The organism is Pseudophaeobacter sp. EL27, from assembly GCF_900313025.1.
Lineage (GTDB): Bacteria > Pseudomonadota > Alphaproteobacteria > Rhodobacterales > Rhodobacteraceae > Pseudophaeobacter.
Window position 1 is genome coordinate 76,064 of sequence record NZ_OMPQ01000009.1, and the last position, 19,095, is coordinate 95,158.

General features: G+C 59.9%; 16 protein-coding genes. 7 read left to right on the plus strand and 9 right to left on the minus strand.

The features are described 5' to 3' along the window. Window positions 1-26 precede the first annotated feature (26 nt). Both ED661_RS08135 and ED661_RS08140 read right to left on the minus strand, forming a co-directional pair. Window positions 27-1,262: an HlyD family secretion protein gene (locus ED661_RS08135; protein WP_122073435.1), complete on the minus strand. Its 1,236-nt coding sequence runs from the start codon at window positions 1,260-1,262 to the stop codon at window positions 27-29. A gap of 3 nt (window positions 1,263-1,265) precedes the next feature. Next, the gene (locus tag ED661_RS08140; protein WP_371412418.1) at window positions 1,266-1,700 is read right to left on the minus strand and encodes a hypothetical protein; all 435 of its coding nucleotides are present in this window, start codon (window positions 1,698-1,700) and stop codon (window positions 1,266-1,268) included. A 171-nt stretch (window positions 1,701-1,871) separates the two neighbouring features. Between ED661_RS08140 and ED661_RS08145 the strand changes: the two genes are divergently transcribed. The 4 genes from ED661_RS08145 to ED661_RS08160 all read left to right on the plus strand — a co-directional run bounded on the left by ED661_RS08145 (window position 1,872) and on the right by ED661_RS08160 (window position 5,005). Next, window positions 1,872-2,819, plus strand: a complete 948-nt coding sequence (locus tag ED661_RS08145; protein WP_122073436.1) for an aldo/keto reductase — start codon at window positions 1,872-1,874, stop codon at window positions 2,817-2,819. Beyond that, window positions 2,816-3,895 carry an FAD-binding oxidoreductase gene (locus tag ED661_RS08150; protein ID WP_122073437.1) on the plus strand — a complete coding sequence of 360 codons (1,080 nt, stop codon included), beginning with the start codon at window positions 2,816-2,818 and terminating at the stop codon, window positions 3,893-3,895. Before ED661_RS08145 ends, ED661_RS08150 begins: the two co-directional genes overlap by 4 nt. Further along, window positions 3,895-4,548 carry a DUF938 domain-containing protein gene (locus ED661_RS08155; RefSeq protein ID WP_122073438.1) on the plus strand — a complete coding sequence of 218 codons (654 nt, stop codon included), beginning with the start codon at window positions 3,895-3,897 and terminating at the stop codon, window positions 4,546-4,548. The genes ED661_RS08150 and ED661_RS08155 overlap by 1 nt, the downstream gene beginning before the upstream one ends. Window positions 4,549-4,666: 118 nt before the next feature. Next, window positions 4,667-5,005, plus strand: coding sequence for a carboxymuconolactone decarboxylase family protein (locus ED661_RS08160; RefSeq protein ID WP_122073439.1), 339 nt, complete (start codon window positions 4,667-4,669; stop codon window positions 5,003-5,005). A 93-nt stretch (window positions 5,006-5,098) separates the two neighbouring features. Here ED661_RS08160 and ED661_RS08165 read toward each other — a convergent pair whose 3' ends face one another. The 5 genes from ED661_RS08165 to ED661_RS08185 form a co-directional block, all read right to left on the minus strand. Beyond that, the gene (locus tag ED661_RS08165) at window positions 5,099-7,609 is read right to left on the minus strand and encodes an FAD-dependent oxidoreductase (RefSeq protein ID WP_122073440.1); all 2,511 of its coding nucleotides are present in this window, start codon (window positions 7,607-7,609) and stop codon (window positions 5,099-5,101) included. A gap of 179 nt (window positions 7,610-7,788) precedes the next feature. After that, a complete protein-coding gene (locus tag ED661_RS08170) occupies window positions 7,789-8,130 on the minus strand; it encodes a hypothetical protein (RefSeq protein WP_162930084.1) in 342 nt (113 codons plus the stop codon). A gap of 117 nt (window positions 8,131-8,247) precedes the next feature. Continuing rightward, the gene (locus ED661_RS08175) at window positions 8,248-9,657 is read right to left on the minus strand and encodes an FAD-binding oxidoreductase (RefSeq protein ID WP_122073442.1); all 1,410 of its coding nucleotides are present in this window, start codon (window positions 9,655-9,657) and stop codon (window positions 8,248-8,250) included. A gap of 166 nt (window positions 9,658-9,823) precedes the next feature. Then, on the minus strand, window positions 9,824-11,629 hold the full coding sequence (gene ggt, locus ED661_RS08180) for a gamma-glutamyltransferase (protein ID WP_122073443.1): 1,806 nt from the start codon (window positions 11,627-11,629) through the stop codon (window positions 9,824-9,826). A 39-nt stretch (window positions 11,630-11,668) separates the two neighbouring features. Further along, a complete protein-coding gene (locus ED661_RS08185; protein ID WP_122074066.1) occupies window positions 11,669-12,655 on the minus strand; it encodes a D-glycerate dehydrogenase in 987 nt (328 codons plus the stop codon). Between the two features lie 245 nt (window positions 12,656-12,900). Between ED661_RS08185 and ED661_RS08190 the strand changes: the two genes are divergently transcribed. Then, on the plus strand, window positions 12,901-13,368 hold the full coding sequence (locus ED661_RS08190; protein WP_122074067.1) for an SH3 domain-containing protein: 468 nt from the start codon (window positions 12,901-12,903) through the stop codon (window positions 13,366-13,368). Window positions 13,369-13,401: 33 nt separating this feature from the next. Here the strand turns inward: ED661_RS08190 and ED661_RS08195 are convergent, their stop codons facing one another. Further along, entirely contained in the window at window positions 13,402-16,017 is a 2,616-nt protein-coding gene (locus ED661_RS08195) for an AAA family ATPase (RefSeq protein ID WP_122073444.1), read from the minus strand. Beyond that, window positions 16,014-17,165, minus strand: coding sequence for a DNA repair exonuclease (locus tag ED661_RS08200; protein WP_122073445.1), 1,152 nt, complete (start codon window positions 17,163-17,165; stop codon window positions 16,014-16,016). The genes ED661_RS08195 and ED661_RS08200 overlap by 4 nt, the downstream gene beginning before the upstream one ends. Window positions 17,166-17,334: 169 nt before the next feature. Between ED661_RS08200 and ED661_RS08205 the strand changes: the two genes are divergently transcribed. After that, complete coding sequence (locus tag ED661_RS08205; protein WP_122073446.1) at window positions 17,335-18,000, plus strand: FCD domain-containing protein; 666 nt, start codon at window positions 17,335-17,337, stop codon at window positions 17,998-18,000. 43 nt (window positions 18,001-18,043) lie between these two features. Further along, window positions 18,044-19,063: an ABC transporter substrate-binding protein gene (locus tag ED661_RS08210; protein ID WP_122073447.1), complete on the plus strand. Its 1,020-nt coding sequence runs from the start codon at window positions 18,044-18,046 to the stop codon at window positions 19,061-19,063. Window positions 19,064-19,095: the final 32 nt, after the last annotated feature.

Genomic DNA, 19,095 nt, shown 5'->3' on the forward strand with positions numbered 1-19,095 from the left:
TCAAACACCTTGCCTGAGATGACTGCTTAGTGGCCTGAGAACACAAGGGTTTGGACGGGCAACAGTAGCATCTGCAAGCGCAGCAAGAGCGCATGCACCACACCAACGGTATCAACCATGTGCAAAAAGGCCCATTCCCCCAGCCCCAAAGAGGGATCTGACAGCCGATCATGATTGTAGGTATAGGCATTCGCCAAACAGGTGCTGCCTGGCGGAATATCATCAGCCTGCCCCGCATAGAGCGGCTCGAGATAGACCGTCACAGTCCCCGGGCGCGGGTTGTCCTGCGGGTCACGCAGCTGATCAGAGGGACGGACCTGCCCCGAGGGGATCACATCCTGAATTTCAACCACCACCATCGGAATAACCGTGAAAGGCTTGCTGAGACAGCCCATCTCGGCAAACATTCCCGGCTTAATTACATTCGCAGTCAACTGGCCAAACCCGGCAACAAAGCGATCCCGTTCCACATGTTCCTGTGGCACCAGAATGCCCGCCGGACGCAGCAAGGGGCTGACAAAGTCACCAGCCTGCAAGGCAAATTGCTCTACCCGCCCGGATACGCCAGCGACAACGGTTGTCTTGGCCAACTCGACCTCAGCCTGTTCCAGAGCTGCGATAGCGCTGCTCCGTTGGGCTGGGATCAAAACGGTGATGTTTTCCTGCACGGATGCTTGTCTGGCGCGTGCGGCTTCCAGCTCACCTTCTCGCTGTGCGACTAGGTTTTGCAGCCGCTCGATCTCTGCCTCGCGCACCGCAGTTGAACCGCGTTCCCGAAGGGTCACATTGCGCTCCAGGTCTTCCTGCGCCTGACGCAGAACGGCCGCAACCTGGGACACCCCGGCGCTGGCCGCTGCAAGGTCAGTGGCCGCGACGGCTAGCCCGGCCTCAATCTCGGCTATCTTGGCTTTTGCAGTCTCGACTGCGGCCTCCTGGCTGCTGGCATCCAACCGGAAGAGCACCTCGCCGGCCTGGACATATTGATTGTTCACCACATTCACTGCCGCAACACGCCCACCTGCCTCGGGTAGGATCGTGACGGTGCGAAAGTAAGAGGCCACCCGCGTGGTTGCCGGATGATAGTAGAAAATCGTGGTGATCAAGGCGACTGTCAGCACAAAGCAGGCGGTGATACCAAAACGCAACTCATACCAGACCGAGAAGAAATTTATTTCGTGGCCAATCCGTTTACCCTGCCGATAGCGGCGGAAAAGGTAGTCTGGCAGCACGGTCAACAGAGAGCAGATCAACAGTTCCAGCATGGGTCAGCCCTCCTCTGCTTGGGGTTTGGCGGGATCGGGGGATGACACCTTTTCTGAAACGGTAGGCACAGGAACCTCTTCTGGCCCTATTTCATTTGGCTCCAATCGTTTCAGGGACCCAGCGATTGATTGGATGGGGGTCAGAAAATCAGGCATCCGGAAGGCGGCGATCACAATGGCCGCAACCCAGAACAGATTGTTATGAGTGAACAGAGCCATCACCGACAAAATACCGATCAGCTGAAACTGCATATGATTGTCGGTATGCGCCATCTTTTCAGGCAAGGCGTGCAGCGTGAAATACAAAGCACCAATGCCCATGATCAAAACAATGGTGAACACAGCCATGACCGTAAACAGGGGGTCACTGCCATCCGCTCCCGGCAGGTAACCCGGAACATGGCCATGCGCCATGTGATGTAGATCGGGGTTGCTCAAAATAGGTCCTCCAAAACAAAAAAGAGAAATCACTCTAATGTTACTCTGGCACAAGTTGGTGCTTTCACAGAGTTCTTTTCTGAGCGCCTGCCTGGCAAAAGTCGTGAAACAATTGCATCAGCGCGCAAATAGCGGCTTTTCCCCGGGCTGCTGCCATGCAAAGTTTCGCCTATGACCAGAACCCTCACCAGCCCCGATGGAACCCCTGCCAGCTGCTTTGCCTTTGGCACAATGCAGTTTGGTGGCCGCGCCGATGCCGCACAATCAGCCGAGATTTATGCGGCTTGTCGTACAGCCGGTATCACCCATTTTGACACTGCTTGGGTCTATACGGATGGCCGCAGCGAAGAGATCCTTGGCGACCTCATCAAGGCTGAGCGCGATGAGCTGATCATCGCCAGCAAGGTCGGCTATACTGGCGGCGCCGGACCGGACAATATGCAGGCGCAGTTTGACACCAGCCGCTCCCGCCTGGGGCTCGATTGTATCGATATTCTCTATCTGCACCGCTTTGACGCGGACACCGATCTGCGCGTCACGCTGGAGTGGTTTGCGTCACGCAAACAGGCAGGGGACATTCGCTACATCGGTCTGTCGAACTTTGCCGCCTGGCAGGTGATGAAGGCGCAGATGCTGGGGGCTGATCTGGGTTTTGCGACGGATATCCTGCAACCAATGTATTCGCTGGTGAAACGTCAGGCCGAAGTGGAAATCCTGCCCATGTGCGCAGATCAGAGTATCGCTGTTGCTCCCTATTCCCCCCTGGGGGGCGGTTTGCTGACTGGCAAATATGTCACGGGAGGCGAGGGCCGTCTCAGCGAAGACGCCCGCTACAACAGCCGCTATGGCCAGACCTGGATGCACGACACCGCACGCGGCCTCAGCGCCCTGGCCCAAGAGCTCGGCGTCTCGCCAGCGACGCTGGCGGTGGCCTGGGCAGCGGCGCATCCCAGCGCGCCGATGCCGATCATCTCTGGCCGCAACGTAGAACAGATCGCCCCCTCACTTGCGGCACTGGATTTTCAAATGGATGCTGACCTGTATCAGCAGATTTCCGACCTGAGCCCGCGCCCTGCCCCGGCGACAGACCGCTTGGAAGAACAGGAGCTGGGCGCATGACATGTGACTTTTTGATTATTGGTGGCGGCATCGCCGGCGCCAGCGCCGCTGCCCGCCTGTCAGAGCTGGGGCATGTTGTCCTGCTGGAGATGGAAGAGGCCCTTGGTTACCATGCCTCGGGGCGTTCAGCCGCGATGTTTGAGGAAAACTATGGTCCCCCGGCTGTGGTGGCTCTGAACAAGGCCAGTGCCGACTACCACCACAGCGCAAATGGTGGCTACCTGACGCCGCGCGGGTTGATGTTGGTCTCGGGTCCGGATCAGGAGCAACAGTTTCGCGAGGACATCAAGGAACTCGACCTCGAGGAAATCAGCTTTGCCGAGGCACAGGCCCGCATACCAATCCTGAACCCAAAAACTGTCACCCATGCAGGCCTGCATCTGGCGGCGCAGGATCTGGATACCGACCGAATGGTGCAGGATTTTGCCAAGGCCGCGCGCAGCAATGGCGGCAAGGTTATCACCCGCGCTCAGGTCACAGAGATCAGCCGCAGCCCAACAGGCTGGCAGGTCGAGGCCGGTGGCGAAAACTATGAGGCCAAACAGCTGGTCAATGCCGCAGGCGCCTGGGTTGATGAAATCGCCGCTATGGCAGGTGTTGCGCCAATTGGAATTGCGCCACGCCGCCGCTCCATGGCGCGACTGCCAGCACCGGGTGGCCATGACGTCACCAAATGGCCGATGCTGATGGGTGTTGGCGAGAGCTGGTACGCCAAACCCGATGCAGGCAAATTGCTGGTCTCGCCAGCGGATGCCGATCTGGTTGCCCCCCATGATGCCTATGCTGATGATATGGTGCTGGCCGAGGGGCTGGCCCGCTATGAAGAAATGGTCACCACCCCGGTGACTCGGGTTGAAAGCAACTGGGCCGGGCTGCGCAGCTTCTCCCCCGATGGGTCCCTCGTGCTGGGACCGGACCCGGATCGACCTGATTTCATCTGGTGTGCAGCGCAGGGCGGTTACGGATTTCAGACCGCCCCAGCCGCCTCGCGCCTGTTGGCAGATATCCTCGGCGGACGCAGTTCAGAACTGGACGCCGCAAGCCGCTCAGCCCTTTCCCCGGCGAGGCTGCGCTGATGCCTGTGCGATCCGTTCCCGGCAGTGCCTCGATCGCCAATCCTGAGGGCGGCAAGCTGTTTGCGCCTTCAGCCGCCCGCAATCTGGACGTACTGTGCGATCTGCTGGATCAGGTTGCCCCGGCAACGGGCCGCGCCGCGCTGGAACTGGCCAGCGGCACCGGGCAGCATGTGATTGGCTACGCTGCCCGTCTGCCTCAGTATAGCTGGCAACCCAGCGAGGCTGATCCCAGCCGGTTGCAGAGCATCGATGCCTATGTTGGTGAAGCCAAGCTGGACAATGTGGGGCCCGCAAAGCCGCTGGATGCCACTGCTGCAGGCTGGGGCGCGAAGCATACCCCACAGGATCTCATCGTTCTGTCAAACCTGCTGCATCTAATCAGCACATCCGAAGCACAGTGCCTGATCCGCGAAGCCGCTGCCGCGCTTGCGCCCGCGGGGCGTCTGGTGATCTATGGCCCCTTCATGCGGGGCGGAGAGCTGACCAGCCCCGGCGACGAGAGGTTTCACGCCTCCTTGCAGGCCCATGACCCTGAGACCGGATACAAGGATGATTTTGATGTGCTGGACTGGGCGGAGGCTGCGTGGCTCACCCCGGTTGAGGTCATTGAAATGCCTGCCAATAATCTGGCACTGGTACTTGCGAAAGCCTAAGCTTTCCCTCTCCAGAGCGTTCTCAATATGCACCCCCATCCTATGACCTAGATCAAGGCTCACCGCAGCCAGCCCGCTTACACCTTCGGTAAATTGAATATTTATCGAAGGACATCAAATGGACTGGTTAAACAAACTGGACGACACCCGTCAGGGACTGCGTAATCTGAACAAGGCCATTCCTGATACAGCCCAGGCCTTTGGTGCGCTTGGGAAATCTGTAAAACAGGGCGGTGTGTTGGAATTCAAACACAAAGAATTTGTTGCCCTGGGCATCGCCGTTGCTGTGCGCTGCGACGACTGTATCGGCCTGCATGTTGAGGCCTTGGTAAAAGCTGGTGCCACACGCGAAGAGGTCTCGGACGTTCTGGCCATGTCGATCCAAATGGGCGGTGGCCCGGCCATGATGTATGCGGCCAAGGCACTGACATGCTATGACCAGCTGACAGGTGGTTAAGCAAACGGCATGCAGTTCATCGCGCTTGCCCACCTTAGAATGACAAAAGCCCCAGTCCTACGACCGGGGCTTTTCATTTCAATCACTGACACCTTAACCGTTTTGGCGGATGGTGGCATTTGTCGGATCATAGGGGCTGTCACAAGTGACTGTGGCATCCCAGAGCTTGTCCAGAATCTTCACCTTCAGCTTGGTGCCCTCTACCGCCAGTTCTGGCGGCACGTAGCCCATGCCAATGCTCTTTTCAAAGGCCACCGAATAGCCACCCGAGGTCAGACGACCAACGCGGGTTGCACCATCTTCAGTATAGAGCACTTCGCGGCCCCAAGGGTCGGCATCTTCTGGTCCGTCGATCAACAGGGTGCAGCACTTAAAACGCACGCCCTTTTCAACCATCGCCTCTTTACCGTGGAAGTCTTTCTCCAGGTCGATAAAGCGTGGCAGATCGGCCTCGGCGGGGGTGGCATCGCGGCCCAGCTCAGTGCCAAAGGCACGGTAGCTTTTTTCCATCCGCAGCCAGTTCTGAGCGCGGGCGCCAGCCAGCTTCATACCGTGCTTTTCACCCGCTTTTTCGAGCAGATCAAACAGGTAGTTCTGCATCTCGATCGGGTGGTGCAGTTCCCAACCCAGCTCGCCAGTATAGGCCACACGGATCGCATTGACCGGGCACATGCCCAGTTCGATCTGACGCGCCGACAGCCAGGGGAAGCGCTTGTTGCTCAGGGCTGTTTCCGGATCCGCATCACTGATGATTTCCTTCAGCACATCGCGCGATTTTGGACCCGCGATCGCAAAGACGCCCCATTGGGTGGTGACATCCTGGATCTCGATGTAGCCGAACTCTTCCATCTTGTCTTCGGCCGCTTTGCGCAGGAAGTCCGCGTCATACTCGGTCCAGGCCCCGGCGGAGACCAGATAGTAGTTGTTCTCACCGTTGCGCACGATGGTGTATTCGGTGCGGGTAGTGCCTGCCGAGGTCAGCGCATAGGTCAGGTTGATACGGCCGATCTTGGGCAGCTTGTTACAGGTGAACCAGTCCAGGAACTGGGTAGCACCGGGGCCCTTGACCACATGTTTGGTAAAGGCGGTTGCATCCACCAGGCCCACGCCTTCGCGGATCGCCTTGGCTTCCTCAACCGCGTAGTTCCACCAGCCACCACGGCGGAAGGAGCGCGCGTCGTGGTCAAAGGTTTCAGGCGCATCCAGAGGGCCAAAGTAGTTGGGGCGTTCCCAGCCGTTGACCCAACCAAATTGCGCGCCGCGCTCTTTTTGACGATCAAAGGCAGGTGAGCAGCGCAAGGGGCGCGCCGCAGGGCGTTCCTCGTCCGGGTGGTGCAGGATGTAGACGTGCTCGTAGCATTCTTCGTTCTTGCGGGCCGCGAACTCGGTGGTCATCCAGTTCTGCGAATAACGCTTTGGGTCGAGGGACGCCATGTCGATCTCAGCTTCGCCATCGACCATCATCTGCGCCAGATAGTAGCCGGTGCCGCCGCCTGCGGTGATCCCAAAGGAGAAGCCCTCGGCCAGCCACATGTTGCGCAGTCCAGGTGCTGGACCAACCAATGGGTTGCCATCGGGGGTATAGCAGATCGGGCCGTTGAAATCGTCCTTCAGGCCGCTTTCAGCGCAGGAGGGCACCCGTTCGGTCATCGCCATGTACTGCTCAGCAATCCGGTCCAGATCCAGCGGGAACAGATCGGCCCGGAAGCTGTCTGGAACGCCGTGCTCAAACCGTGCTGGCGCGTCTTTTTCATAGATCCCCAGGATCCAGCCACCCCGCTCTTCGCGGGCATAGGATTCATTGTCGGCGTCACGCACAACGGGGTGCTCGGGGTTGCCCGCTTCACGCCATTTGACCAGCTCCGGGTCTTTGTCCATGACGATGAAGGTGTGCTCAACCGGAATGGCAGGCATCTTGATGCCCAGCATCTTGGCAGTGCGCTGCGCGTGGTTACCAGAGGCGGTTACGACGTGCTCGGCGGTGATCACCACCTGTTCGTCGGAAGGTACAAGATTGCCGCCCTGCTCAACCATTTTGGTGCAGGTGACTTCCCAATGGGTGCCGTTCCAATGGAAGGCATCGGCCTGCATCTTGCGGTGAATTTCAACGCCACGCTGACGGGCGCCCTTGGCCATGGCCTGGGTCACATCGGCAGGGTTAATGTAGCCATCTTCGGTGTGGTAGATCGCGCCTTTCAGATCGTCGGTACGGATCAGCGGCCAGCGCTCTTTGATCTGATCGGGTGTCAACCACTCGTAGTCCACATCGCAGGTCTCAGCGGTCGAGGCATAGAGCTTATACTCGTCCATACGCTCTTCGGTCTGCGCCATGCGCAGGTTACCAACAACCGCAAAGCCTGCGTTGAGGCCGGTCTCTTCTTCCAGCTGCTTGTAGAAATCGACCGAGTATTTGTGGATATGGGTGGTCGCATAGGACATGTTGAACAGCGGCAGCAGACCGGCGGCATGCCAGGTGGAGCCGGAGGTCAGCTCATCACGTTCGATCAGCATGACATCATCCCAACCGGCTTTGGCGAGGTGATAAGCGATAGAGGTCCCAACGGCGCCGCCGCCGACAACCAATGCTTTGACTTGGGTTTTCATGAGGCTGTTCTCCGGAACAAGTGACTCGTTTTCTGCATCGGTTATGCCCAAAGCCCAGCGAAACGGGCTAAATCCATCCGACCCAAATACAGTCAAAACCGACCTTTTGGCGCGATCAGACCCTGGTTGCGGCCGCACCCCGTTTCCAGATCACGCCAGTTCCGCAGCTTCCAGTCAGGCTATTGGCAATTCAGTGCCGTCCCGCGGCGAATACAGACGGTGGTGGGGGCCTCTTCCTCGCCCCCGACCTGCGCCTCAGCCAAATCCGCACTACCAGAGAGGCCTGCGCCAATACCAGATCCTATTCCCGTGACCTTTTGCCAAAGACCATCACCCTGCGGAACCGTAGCAATCTGGCTGGCGGGGTCTTTGTCATAGCGCTTTTGCACAATGGCCGCGTAACTCTTCATGCTCAGCTCGCCGGGTCCCAGCCCTGCTTTCTGGCTTTGCATATTGTAGTCAACGGCAACAACCGCCTGGGTACTAAATATCAGTATCCCCAAGGTCTTTCGCAAACTCATCTGGCCGCTCCAAAACTGCATCAGCATTCCGCAACCAGACTATAGGGGGAGTTGGGACAAAATATGGCAGCCTCCGCGCCTGCCGCCGTGGCGGCCAGCACAGGGACGTTTCAGACCTCACCCCTTGTCGGTGAGGATCTTGCCAGGATTGAGGATATCATCGGGATCAAGGGCCGCCTTGATCGCTGCCATATAGCGGGTCGCCGCGCCCAGCTCCTGTTGCAGATAGGGGCGTTTGCCCTGGCCGATACCATGTTCACCGGTGCAGGTGCCATCCATCGAGATCGCCATACCGTTGAGCCAGCTGATAAACTCATCCGCCTTCTGGCGCTCCTCGGCATTCTCCATGTCGACCAGAACCAGCGAGTGGAAATTACCATCGCCCACATGGCCGACGATGGGCGCCACCAGTCCCAGTTCTTCGGCTTTTTGCTGGGTTGCGCCAACGCATTCGGCCAGTTTTGAAATCGGCACGCAGACATCGGTGGAAATCCCCTTGGTCCCGGGGCGGATCTGCATGCAGGCCCAATACATGTCATGGCGCGCCTGCCACAGCTTGTTGCGCTCCTCCGCCGAGGACGTGGCCTCGATGTCAAACCCCCCAAATTCATCCGCAATGGCGGCGAAGGTCTCGCTCTGCTCCAACACGCCAGCATCTGATCCGTGGAACTCCAGCAGCAACAGTGGGGTCTCTGGCAGCGACAGTTTGGAATAGCTATTGGCCGCGGCGACGCTCATCTCATCCAGCAGCTCCATCCGGGCGACGGGAATGCCATATTGAATGGTCATCATCACCGCGCGACAGGCGTCATCTACAGTGCGGAAAGAACAGCGGGCAGAGCGAATTGCCTCGGGGATGCCCTGCAGGCGCAGGGTGATTTCGGTCATCAGACCCAATGTGCCCTCTGAGCCAACCATCAGCCGGGTGAGATCATAGCCGGCCGAAGACTTCTTGGCGCGCTGCGCGGTGCGGATCACCTCGCCGTCGGCCATGACCACTTCCAAAGCCAGCACATTGTCCTTCATGGTGCCATAGCGCACCGCATTGGTGCCGGAGGCCCGCGTTGCGGCCATCCCGCCCAGCGAGGCATTGGCGCCGGGGTCGATGGGAAAAAACAGACCTTGATCGCGCAGGAAAGTGTTCAGCTGTTCACGGGTGACGCCGGGCTGCACCACAACATCCAGATCTTCGGCATGAACGGCCAAGATCTGATCCATCCGCATCATGTCGACACAGATGCCGCCGGCAGGCGCGTTGACATGGCCCTCCAACGAAGTGCCAGTGCCAAAGGGAATGATCGGCACACCGTATTTGGCACAGGTTTTGACTATGCTGGCGACCTCATCCGTGGAGGTCGGAAAGACCACAGCATCGGGGGCCTGATTGGTGATCCAGGTGGTGGTATGCCCATGTTGTTCGCGGATCGACTGACCGGTTTGCACCTGCTCGCCAAATTGCTGTTTGAGCACCCCGATGGCGGCTTGAATACCAGCCTCGTTACGCGGCAATGCAGTCGCTTGCACCATGTCTTGATCCCTTTTCTTCCCTCAACAACGCTGGGCGTTGTCACTCCAGTCGCGTGTTGTCATGACAACACGCCTATGCTTATCGCGCAAAAAAGGGGCGCAGGCAAGCTATGCCTCCGCCCCTTGAATGTCTGACCTGTGTTTTTCACAAATCACCTGAGGTTGATCATTGCCCCAGTGCAATGCCTTCGCGACGTGGATCAGCCCCCCCTTTCAGGGTCTCACCAATCTCGATGGCATGCAGGCCCGAGTTCAGATCCCGAATATTGACCTGATAGCCCATCTCCGTCAGGGGGGCCTCCAGATCCGCCGCCACCGTATTGGCCTCCAGATCATAGGTGCCAAAACGGTTGACCGCATGTGGCAGGGCCAAGGCCTGCTGAACATCCATCCCCCAATCGGCCCAGGCGACAATGGCGGTGGCCACATAGCCGATGATCCGGCTGCCCCCCGGTGAGCCAATTGCCAGAACCGGCGCGCCCTCTTTCATCACGATGGTCGGCGCCATCGAGGAGCGTGGCCGCTTACCCGGCTCCAACCGATTGGCAATGGGCACCCCGTCGCGATGGCTGCGAAAGGAGAAATCCGTCAGCTCGTTATTGAGCAAAAAGCCATTGCTCATCAGACGTGAGCCAAAGCCATTTTCAATGGTCGTGGTCATCGACAGAACATTGCCATACTGATCCACAATCGTCAGATGCGAGGTCGAGGGGAACTCGATTGAGGCATCATCCGCCCAAAGTGGTGCCAGCCCGGCATGATCGAACTCCGGCTTGCCCGGCGCCACCTCTGTCAAAGCTGCCTCGCCTGCCAGCAATGCGGCCCGGCTGGCCAGATAGTTGTTATCCACCAGCCCCTTGGCAGGGACCGGCACAAAATCACTATCGGCCATGTAGCGGCCCCGATCGGCAAAGGCGAGCCGCGAGGCGTCGCCGATCAACCGCCAGGCCTCTGGGTTTTCAGCACCCAAAGACGCCAGATCATAGCCGCCCAGCATGCCCAGGATTTGCCCAACCGTCAGCGCCCCGGATGAGGGCGGCCCCATGCCGCAGACCTCAAAAACTCGGTAGCTGGCACAGCTGGCAGGGCGCTCCTTGACCTCATAGAGCGCCAGATCGATTGCCGAGAGAACACCGGGATTGCCCTCGGCCTGCTGCACGGTGCGCACAATATCAGCTGCGATGGGTCCGGTGTAAAAACCCTCGGCGCCTTCAGCGGCAAGGGTGCGCAGAACCACCGCATAGGCATCATTGGTCAGCAGCTCGCCAGCAGCCAAAGGCGTGCCGCCGGGCAGGAAATAGTCAGCGGTGGCCGGGAACCGCCCCAGTCGGTCTGCATCACGCGCAATGGAACCCGCCATGCGGGGGGAGACTTCGAACCCCTGTTCCGCCAGAGAGATACCTGCCTCAAACAACGAGCCCCAATTGGCCCGTCCCCATTTGCGATGCGCCGCCTCCAGCAAGGCCGGCGTGCCGGGGGTGCCAACAGATCGTCCGCCAACAACGGCATCAAAGAACTTTAGCGGCTCGCCTGCATCATCCTGAAACAGCCGGGGCGTTGCCGCCAAAGGCGCGGTTTCGCGGGCGTCCAGCGTGGTGATCTCCCCGGTCTTGGCATCATACCATACCAAAAAGGCACCACCGCCCAGCCCCGAGGACTGCGGCTCGACCAGTCCCAGCACAGTCTGCACCGCCACCATGGCATCCGCGGCCGTACCGCCCTGACGCAGGATCGCGCCCCCCGCTTCGACCGCATGCGGGTTGGCGGCGGCAATCATCCAGTTCTGCGCCTCCACCGGCGTGCCTGCTGCCTTGGCCGCAAGCGAAGCGGCCACTGCCGCAGAGTTTGTGGTCAACCCGCCAGCGCTTGCCCCTTCAGGCGCAACCGCATCCGCGGCCTCCTGCGCGGCGGCCACAACCGGGGCCAGCCCCAAAGCAGACAGGGTTAGACAGGTCAGTAAAACAGATCTCATGCAATGCCCTAACACAACTTTTAGATGCAGATCAGACCCTTACAGCATGGCTGGAACAACCTGATCCGGCGGTCGATGCCCATCCTCGAAGGTTTTGATATTCAACAGGACTTTCTCACCCATCTCAATCCGCCCTTCCAGAGTTGCCGACCCCATATGCGGTAGCAGTACCACATTTGGCAACTCGCGCAAACGTGGATTGATATCGGTGCCCTTCTCGTAGACATCAAGGCCGGCACCAGCGATGTCACCACTGCGCAGCATGCGGGTCAGCGCATGTTCGTCAATCACCTCCCCGCGAGAGGTATTGACCAGGACGGCCGAGGGTTTCAACAGCTTCAGCCGACGGGCATTCAGCAAATGGAAGGTCGAAGGCGTCGAGGGGCAATTGACCGAGATCACATCCATCCGCGCCACCATCTGATCCAGGCTTTCCCAATAGGTGGCCTCCAGATCAACCTCGATTTCGGAGCGCAGGCGACGGCGGTTGTGATAGTGGATTTGCATGCCAAAGGCCCGGGCACGCCGGGCCACAGCCTGACCGATTTGCCCCATGCCCAGAATGCCCAGGCGTCGCCCGGCCAGACGTCCGCCCAGCATCGCGGTTGGCGCCCAGCCCTGCCAGTCGCCTTTTTGCATCACCGCAAGCCCCTCGGGGATACGACGCACCACAGCCATGATCAGAGCCATGGCCATATCGGCAGTATCATCGGTCAAAACACCTGGTGTATTGGAGACCAGAATGCCGCGCTGGCGGGCGGTGGCCACATCAATGTGATCAACCCCGGCGCCATAATTGGAGATCAGCTTCAGTTTTTCGCCAGCATGTCCCAAAAGGGCGGCATCAATGGTGTCCGTCACCGTCGGCACCAGCACATCCGCTTCTTTCATCGCAGCGGCGAGCTCCTGACGGCTCATCGGTGTATCATCGCTGCGCAGCTGCACATCAAAAAGCTCGCTCAGCCGTGTCTCTACCGGCTCTGGCAACCGTCGCGTTACGACAACACTCAGACGTTCTCTTGCCACTTTTGCTCTCCCCTGGCTTTTCATCTCTTCTGGCTTGATGGCATGGTGGCGCAGGACGGAACCGGGCACAAGAACCGATCCGCCGGAACCGGAACAAGTGACGCGGCTTTTTGCCTTTTTCAGGCAGGAAACCCACCAAGATTTCGGGAATAAATTTGGCAGGCTTAACCACGAGCAGAAGTGAGCAGGCAGTGACTAAAAAATTCTCGCAACAGCGCGGTCGTGCGTTGGCGTTCTGTGTGGCACTGGGCTGCACCTCCCTGGCCTCTGTGGCCGCAGCCTCTGATCGGGGCCCGGTGACCAATCTGCCGCTGCCACGCTATGTCTCGATGAAGGCCGCCGAAGGCAACGTGCGCCGCGGTCCCTCGCTGACCCATCGCATTGACTGGGTCTTCAAACGTCGTGGCATGCCGTTGGAGATCACCGCTGAATTTGGCCATTGGCGCCGGGTGCGCGATCAGGATGGTGCAGGTGGCTGGGTGCATTATGCGCTGCTATCCGGGGCCAGAACGGTGCTGATTCAGGAAGACATGCTGACACTTCACGCCCAGGCCAATGAGCAAGCCCCCGTAACCGCCGCCCTGGAATACGGGGTTGTGGCGCGGCTGGGCGAATGCGCCCTGACATGGTGCGAAGTCTCAGTTGGCGGCTTTAGCGGCTGGGCCCCCAAGGGCAAGCTCTGGGGTGTGATGCCGGAAGAGATTCGTGACTAGACCTGCCCAGACCTCCCCTTCCCTGTCCTCCGCTTAGGCCGGGACCCCGATTGGGCGGATGCTCAACTGGGTGCCGCCAAGGGCGCGAAAGCTCTTTTGTCGACAGGTAAAGACCAGGATCTGCATTTCATCCGCCTGCAGGGTCAGCGCATCAAAGATCTTCTCGATGCGGGTATCATCCGTATAGACAATCGCATCGTCCAGAATGATCGGAGCCGGCTGCCCGCCGCGCGCCAAAAGCCGGGCAAAGGCGAGGCGCACCAAAAGAGCGATCTGCTCCTGAGTGCCGCCTGACAGGCTGTCAAAACTCTCTTCCCGCCCAGCGCGCATCAACTGATCTGGCAAGACTTGGCCCGCGTCCAATCCCAGACGTGCCTCGGGCCAGAGCAGCCGCAGCAGCGGTTGCAACTCTTGCAGCACCGGCCCGATATAGGCCTCTTGAGCCGCACTGCGCGCCTGCTCCAGTGCCAGATCAAGCCGCCGCAGCACCGAGACCTCGAACTCCACAGCCGTCAGACGGTTTTGCGCCGCAACCAATTGATCGCGAACCTCGGCCAGTTCTTCCTCAACGGCCATACCTGCGGTGGTGGCAATGCGACTGTCCAGCACCGCCAGATCGCGCAGGTGAGCCTGGATCGCCTCTCGGGTTGCGGCCTGCTCTGAAGTGGCCCGCGCCGCCCGCGCCCGTGCTGTGGCCAGATCCGGCGCATCCTGTTGCAAGGCAAGGCAGCGCGCCTTCTGACCTGCCAGATCCTGGCGCAACTCCTCTTGGCGGTGCTGCAGGGCTGCGCGCCTTTCACCGATGTCTCCCTGCCCTGCCAGTGCCGCCTCGACCCGCTCCAGACGTTGCTGCGCTGCCTGATGGCTGACCCGCGTGCCTTCCAGATCCAACCTGTGGCGTGCTTCGCTCTGGCGCGCCTGTTCAAGCGCAGCTGCCGCCTTGTCCATATCGGCGCGCCGCGCAAACAATGCTGCCTCTAGCTGTTCCAGGTTTTCATCATCTAAGGCGCCTTGCGGTTCGAGCTCTCCTTCTGGAAGGTCATCAAGACGCTGCATCAGCACCATAACACCCTCGGGGGCGAGAATTTGGAGCTGCCCTTCGGCCTCTTCCAGACGAATGCCCGCTTCTTGGCGGGATTGATGCGCTTGTCGCGCCGCGTCAACAGTTTTGCTACCTGCCGCCTCTAGTGCCGCCGTCAGACCGCGCTGCGCCTGATCAAACTGGTCACTGCCAGCGTCATTGCCGGGATGCAGATCAATATGACCCAATCCAGGCGCCTCAAGGCGGCCGCCCTTTGGCAGGGGAATACGTGCGCCACCAGCCAGAGAGGCACCGTCCAGCGTCACTTGCCCTTCCTGACCGGGTTCATAGGTGATGGTCAGAGCAAAGGCGCCCATCTGTTGCGCCTGACTTGCCAAAGCCAACGCTTCCCGCGCGGTCTCGACCCGCGCCATGGTGGCCCTGTCGGGGCCACTCGCTGCCTGAGCTTTGAGCGTCGCAACCTGCTGCATGACGCTGCGCGCCTGCTCCAGCGCCTTTTGCAAAGCCCGCCGCTGGCCTGCGGCCTGTGCCAACCGTTCCGCCCGCTGCATCTGAGCCAGCCGCGTTTCTGCCGCCTGTGTTGCAGCGTTGGCAGTCGCCAAGTCCTGCTCGGCCTGCTTCAGTTGGCTCTGCGCCGGCTCCAAAACCTCGGCGATCTGTTTCAGTTTGGCCGCCGCCTCTCCCTGAGCCTGCGCAGCCTCAACACGATCCTTGCACAGGGCCACAAAGGCATCCAAGGCGCCGTTGTGATTTTCCAGCAGCAGCTTGGCATTGCGCAGGGCCTGCTCTGCGGTGTTCAGTTTTTCCTGGTATTGTTCAGCAGCTTGCAGCTCCTGTTGAGTTTGCCGCAGGCGGCTCTCTAATGCGCGCTGCGTCTCGGGATCCTGTAGATCCGCCAGCCCGCGGCGCAAATCCTGGCGCTGGTCCAACTGCCCGCGCAGCTCCTGCACCTTGGCCGCGAGTTCCTGCTCGCGCGCGGCAAGGCTGGCAGCTTCAGTCATCGCCAGCTCCAGCGCACCGCCCTTTTTGGCGCCCCGCGAAGTCACCAACCTGTCCAGTGACTGGCGCACATCGCGCCGGATTGCATCCATACGCTGGCCACCGGTAACACTGTCCACCTCTCCGGCAACTGAGGACATCAGGTCCTGACGCGCCGCCAGTGTCTCTTTGGCATCGGCAAAGTTGGTCAATCCCTGTCGCACCCACAACAAGCCAGATGGACCGCCCTCTTTTGGGGATTTGATCAGCGACTGGAGCCAGGCCTCTGCTGCGTCTGATTGCAGAAATAGACTGTCGCCCTGCCAGATCCTTACATCGCCCTTGCCCGAGGCCTTTTGGAACTGTTTGGCCAACCGATAAGACCGCCCGTCGCGCTCGATCTCCACCTCAACCCGAGGCTCCCCTCCAGCGCGCGGGGCGAGCGCGCGAATGTCCTTGTCCCAGGATTTGGCATCCTTGAAAAACACCGCATGCAGGGCGTCAAAGATCGTGGATTTACCCTGCTCGTTCGGGGCCGCCAAGACATTGAGGCCCGTGCCAATGCCAGTGATTTCAACCGGATCAGTAAAGCGGCGGATGTTTTCCAAACGGATGGCACGGATCTTCATGCTTCGCCCTCCGCTGATGATGAACTTTCCTGCGCATAGGCAAACAGTCGGTTCAAGGCAGCCGAGGCGATATCGCGCTCACCCTGCGCTTGGCGCGCATCTTCGGCGGCCCCCATCAGATCTTCTGCGGCAGCCCGCAGGGCCCCATTGGTGGCGATGAGGTCCAGATCAGAAACTTGGTGTTCACTGCGCAGCCCGGATTTTTCCAGGGCAAAGTGGCAGAACTCCGGCGCGACCTGCGCCACGGCCTCATCCAGCGCCAGACGTTGCGGTGCGGTAACCCACCCCTCAGCCTTGAGCCGCATAAGATGATGGTGCCACTCCGCCCGCCGTGTAGGCAACAGCGCCTGAAGCTGAGCCACAACATCGCTCGCCGGGGTCAGCTGAAGGATCTGCTCTTGCCAGTGATAGGCCCCGGTCTCGAGCGTGGTGACATCGGGCAGCTGACCAGCCCCCGTCAGCTCGACCAGCAGGCACTGGCCACGCCCGGCATGTTTGAACCGGTCTGCCTCTGGCGTGCCGCTGTAGCGGCTGCGATCATTGAGGGTAAAGGCACCGTGCCAATCCCCCAGCGCCAGATAGTCCAACCGGGCAGAGCTGGCGCGATTGGGCGAAATCACTTCACCGTCGGCTTCATCAGAGCCAAAGTCCAGCACTCCACCATGGGCCAGACCAATGCGCAGATCGCCCGCAGGTGTTTCGTAATCATCCATCCATTGCGTCAGATCCTGACCCGCAAAGCGATGGCGGCAGGGCGCGGGCAACAGATGCACCCCCGGCGTCATTTCCACCGGTTCTGGCTGCATCAAAAGATGTGTGTTGTCAGCGGCATGGGATTCCATCCCAGCCCAAAGCGTTTCAGCGGCAGCGCTGTCATGGTTGCCGGGAATCATCCACCAGTGCAGGTCAGTTGCCGCGCCCATCGCCGCCAGCGCCTGCCGCTGGACCCGCTCCGATGGCGTTTCAGTGTCGAACATATCGCCCGCAATCAGCACATGCCCTACGCCCTGCTCCTGGGCCATCCGCGCCAGGGTGGCAATGGTTTGCTGCCGGGCCTGCTGCAGATCTGCCCGCGCCTCCTCGGGCATCTGACCAAAGCGTTTGCCAAGATGCAGATCCGAGGTGTGAAGAAAGCGAAAGGGGGTCATCAAGGCTCCGGGTCAATCAATGATCTTGCCCGCCATGAGTGGCAGAGCCACAGCGGAGGGTCAACGCAGCTGGGATGGAATGTCCTGCAAAAGAGGGGGAAATACAGGCGATTGACTCGGCGCGCCTGCTGCGGCAAAAATATCCAACATTTTTGAAAATCGGGTTCAAATGATATTTGGTTCAAAACATGATGAGGATGAAACCGTGGTGGCGATGCTGGCCTCCGTCTTGCGCCGCGACATCTCCTTTGGCCTGCTGAGACCCGATGAAAAGCTCAAGCTGAACGCCCTGCGGCAACGCTATGGCGGCTCCAACCACTCGATGCGTGAGACCCTGCGCCTGCTCAGCGCCGAAGGCCTGGTGGCGGCAACCGCCCAGCGCGGCTTTCGCGTCACCTCTGCCACCGAGGCGGATCTGCAGGACATCCTGTTCATGCGTATCCAGGTCGAAAAGATGGCGCTGGAAAAAGCACTCACACTAGGCGATGTCGCCTGGGAGGGCCGGGTTCTGGCCGCGCATCATGCCATGCGACATTGCGAAACCACAGTGCAGAATGATCTCAGCGATCTGGCGGCCCTCGAGTGGGACAATGCCTGTCGGGCCTTTTCCTATAGTCTTTGTGAGGCCTCTGGCTCGCCGCGATTGCTGGGCACGCAACAGAAATTCTACGACCAGTCCCGCCGGTTCCGGCTGGCCCTGCTGCGCGAAGGGCGGCTGGATTTTCGCGACCGCGCGCAGCAGCATCAGGCGCTGCTCACGGCTGTTTTGGACCGCAACACAGAGGCGGCGCTTGCGGGGTTGGAGCGACTGATAACAACGGAATTACAGGCCTGAAGCATAAGGAACAGGCCAGAATAATCACCAGGGAGGAAAGATCATGACCACATTTACCCGCCGCAAGGCATTGGCCCTATTGGGTGGCAGCGCTGCCGCTGCTGGACTGGCAAGCCCAGCCCTGGCCGCAAACCGCAAAATCACCGTTGGCGCGCTGCGTTTTACCAGCCATTCGGGCAGCTTTATCGGCTTTGAGCGCGGCTATTTTGCCGAAGCAGGCCTGGATGTGGAATTCAAGTTCTTCCAGGCCGCCACCCCAATGGCCGTCGCCATTGCCTCGGGTGATGTGGACTACGCTGTGACGGCGATGTCCGGCGGGCTAGTGTCTCTGGCGGACAAGGGCGCGGTCAAGGTGATCGGCGGTGCATTGTCCGAAGAGACAGGTATTGATGGGCAGAAATTCCTGGTCTCGGATGCGGCCTATCAGGCCGGTGTCACCAGCCCCGACCAGCTGGGGGGCAAGAGCTACGGCATTACCTCTGCGGGCTCGTCCTTCCACTACATGGGCTCCAAGATGGCCCAGGCCGAAGGCATTGAGCTGAAGTTCAAGCCGCTGCAAAAGGTGGGCGCCATTATCGGCGCGCTGAAGTCCGGCCAGATCGACGCCTGGTCCATCGTGCCGCATCTGGCCAAACCGCTGGCCGGATCTGGCAAGGTACATATCATCGGCAATGTCTCGGACTATCTGCCTGACTATCAGGTCACTACGGTCTTTACCTCTGCCAAGAATGCAGGCAGCGAGCAGCAGATGACACGCGATTTCCTAGGCGGTTATTCCAAGGGCGTAAGCGATTACAACGCCACCATGATCGACAAGACCCATGGCGATGCGGGTGTTCAGGAACTGGTCGATCTGATCCACAAATATGTCTATGCGGATCGCCCGCGTGAAAAGGCGGCCAAGTCGATCATCAATGGCACCATGCGCCTGAACGAAGGGGCGGCAATGAACACCGCCTCATTGCAGGATCAGCTGAGCTGGTTCCAGTCCGAGGGCCTGGTGGATCAGAGCATCAGCCTGGAGACAGTGATTGACCCAAGCTACGTCAAAACGCTCGGATAAACCCTCTCAATTCCCCTGATCGGGGCGGGATC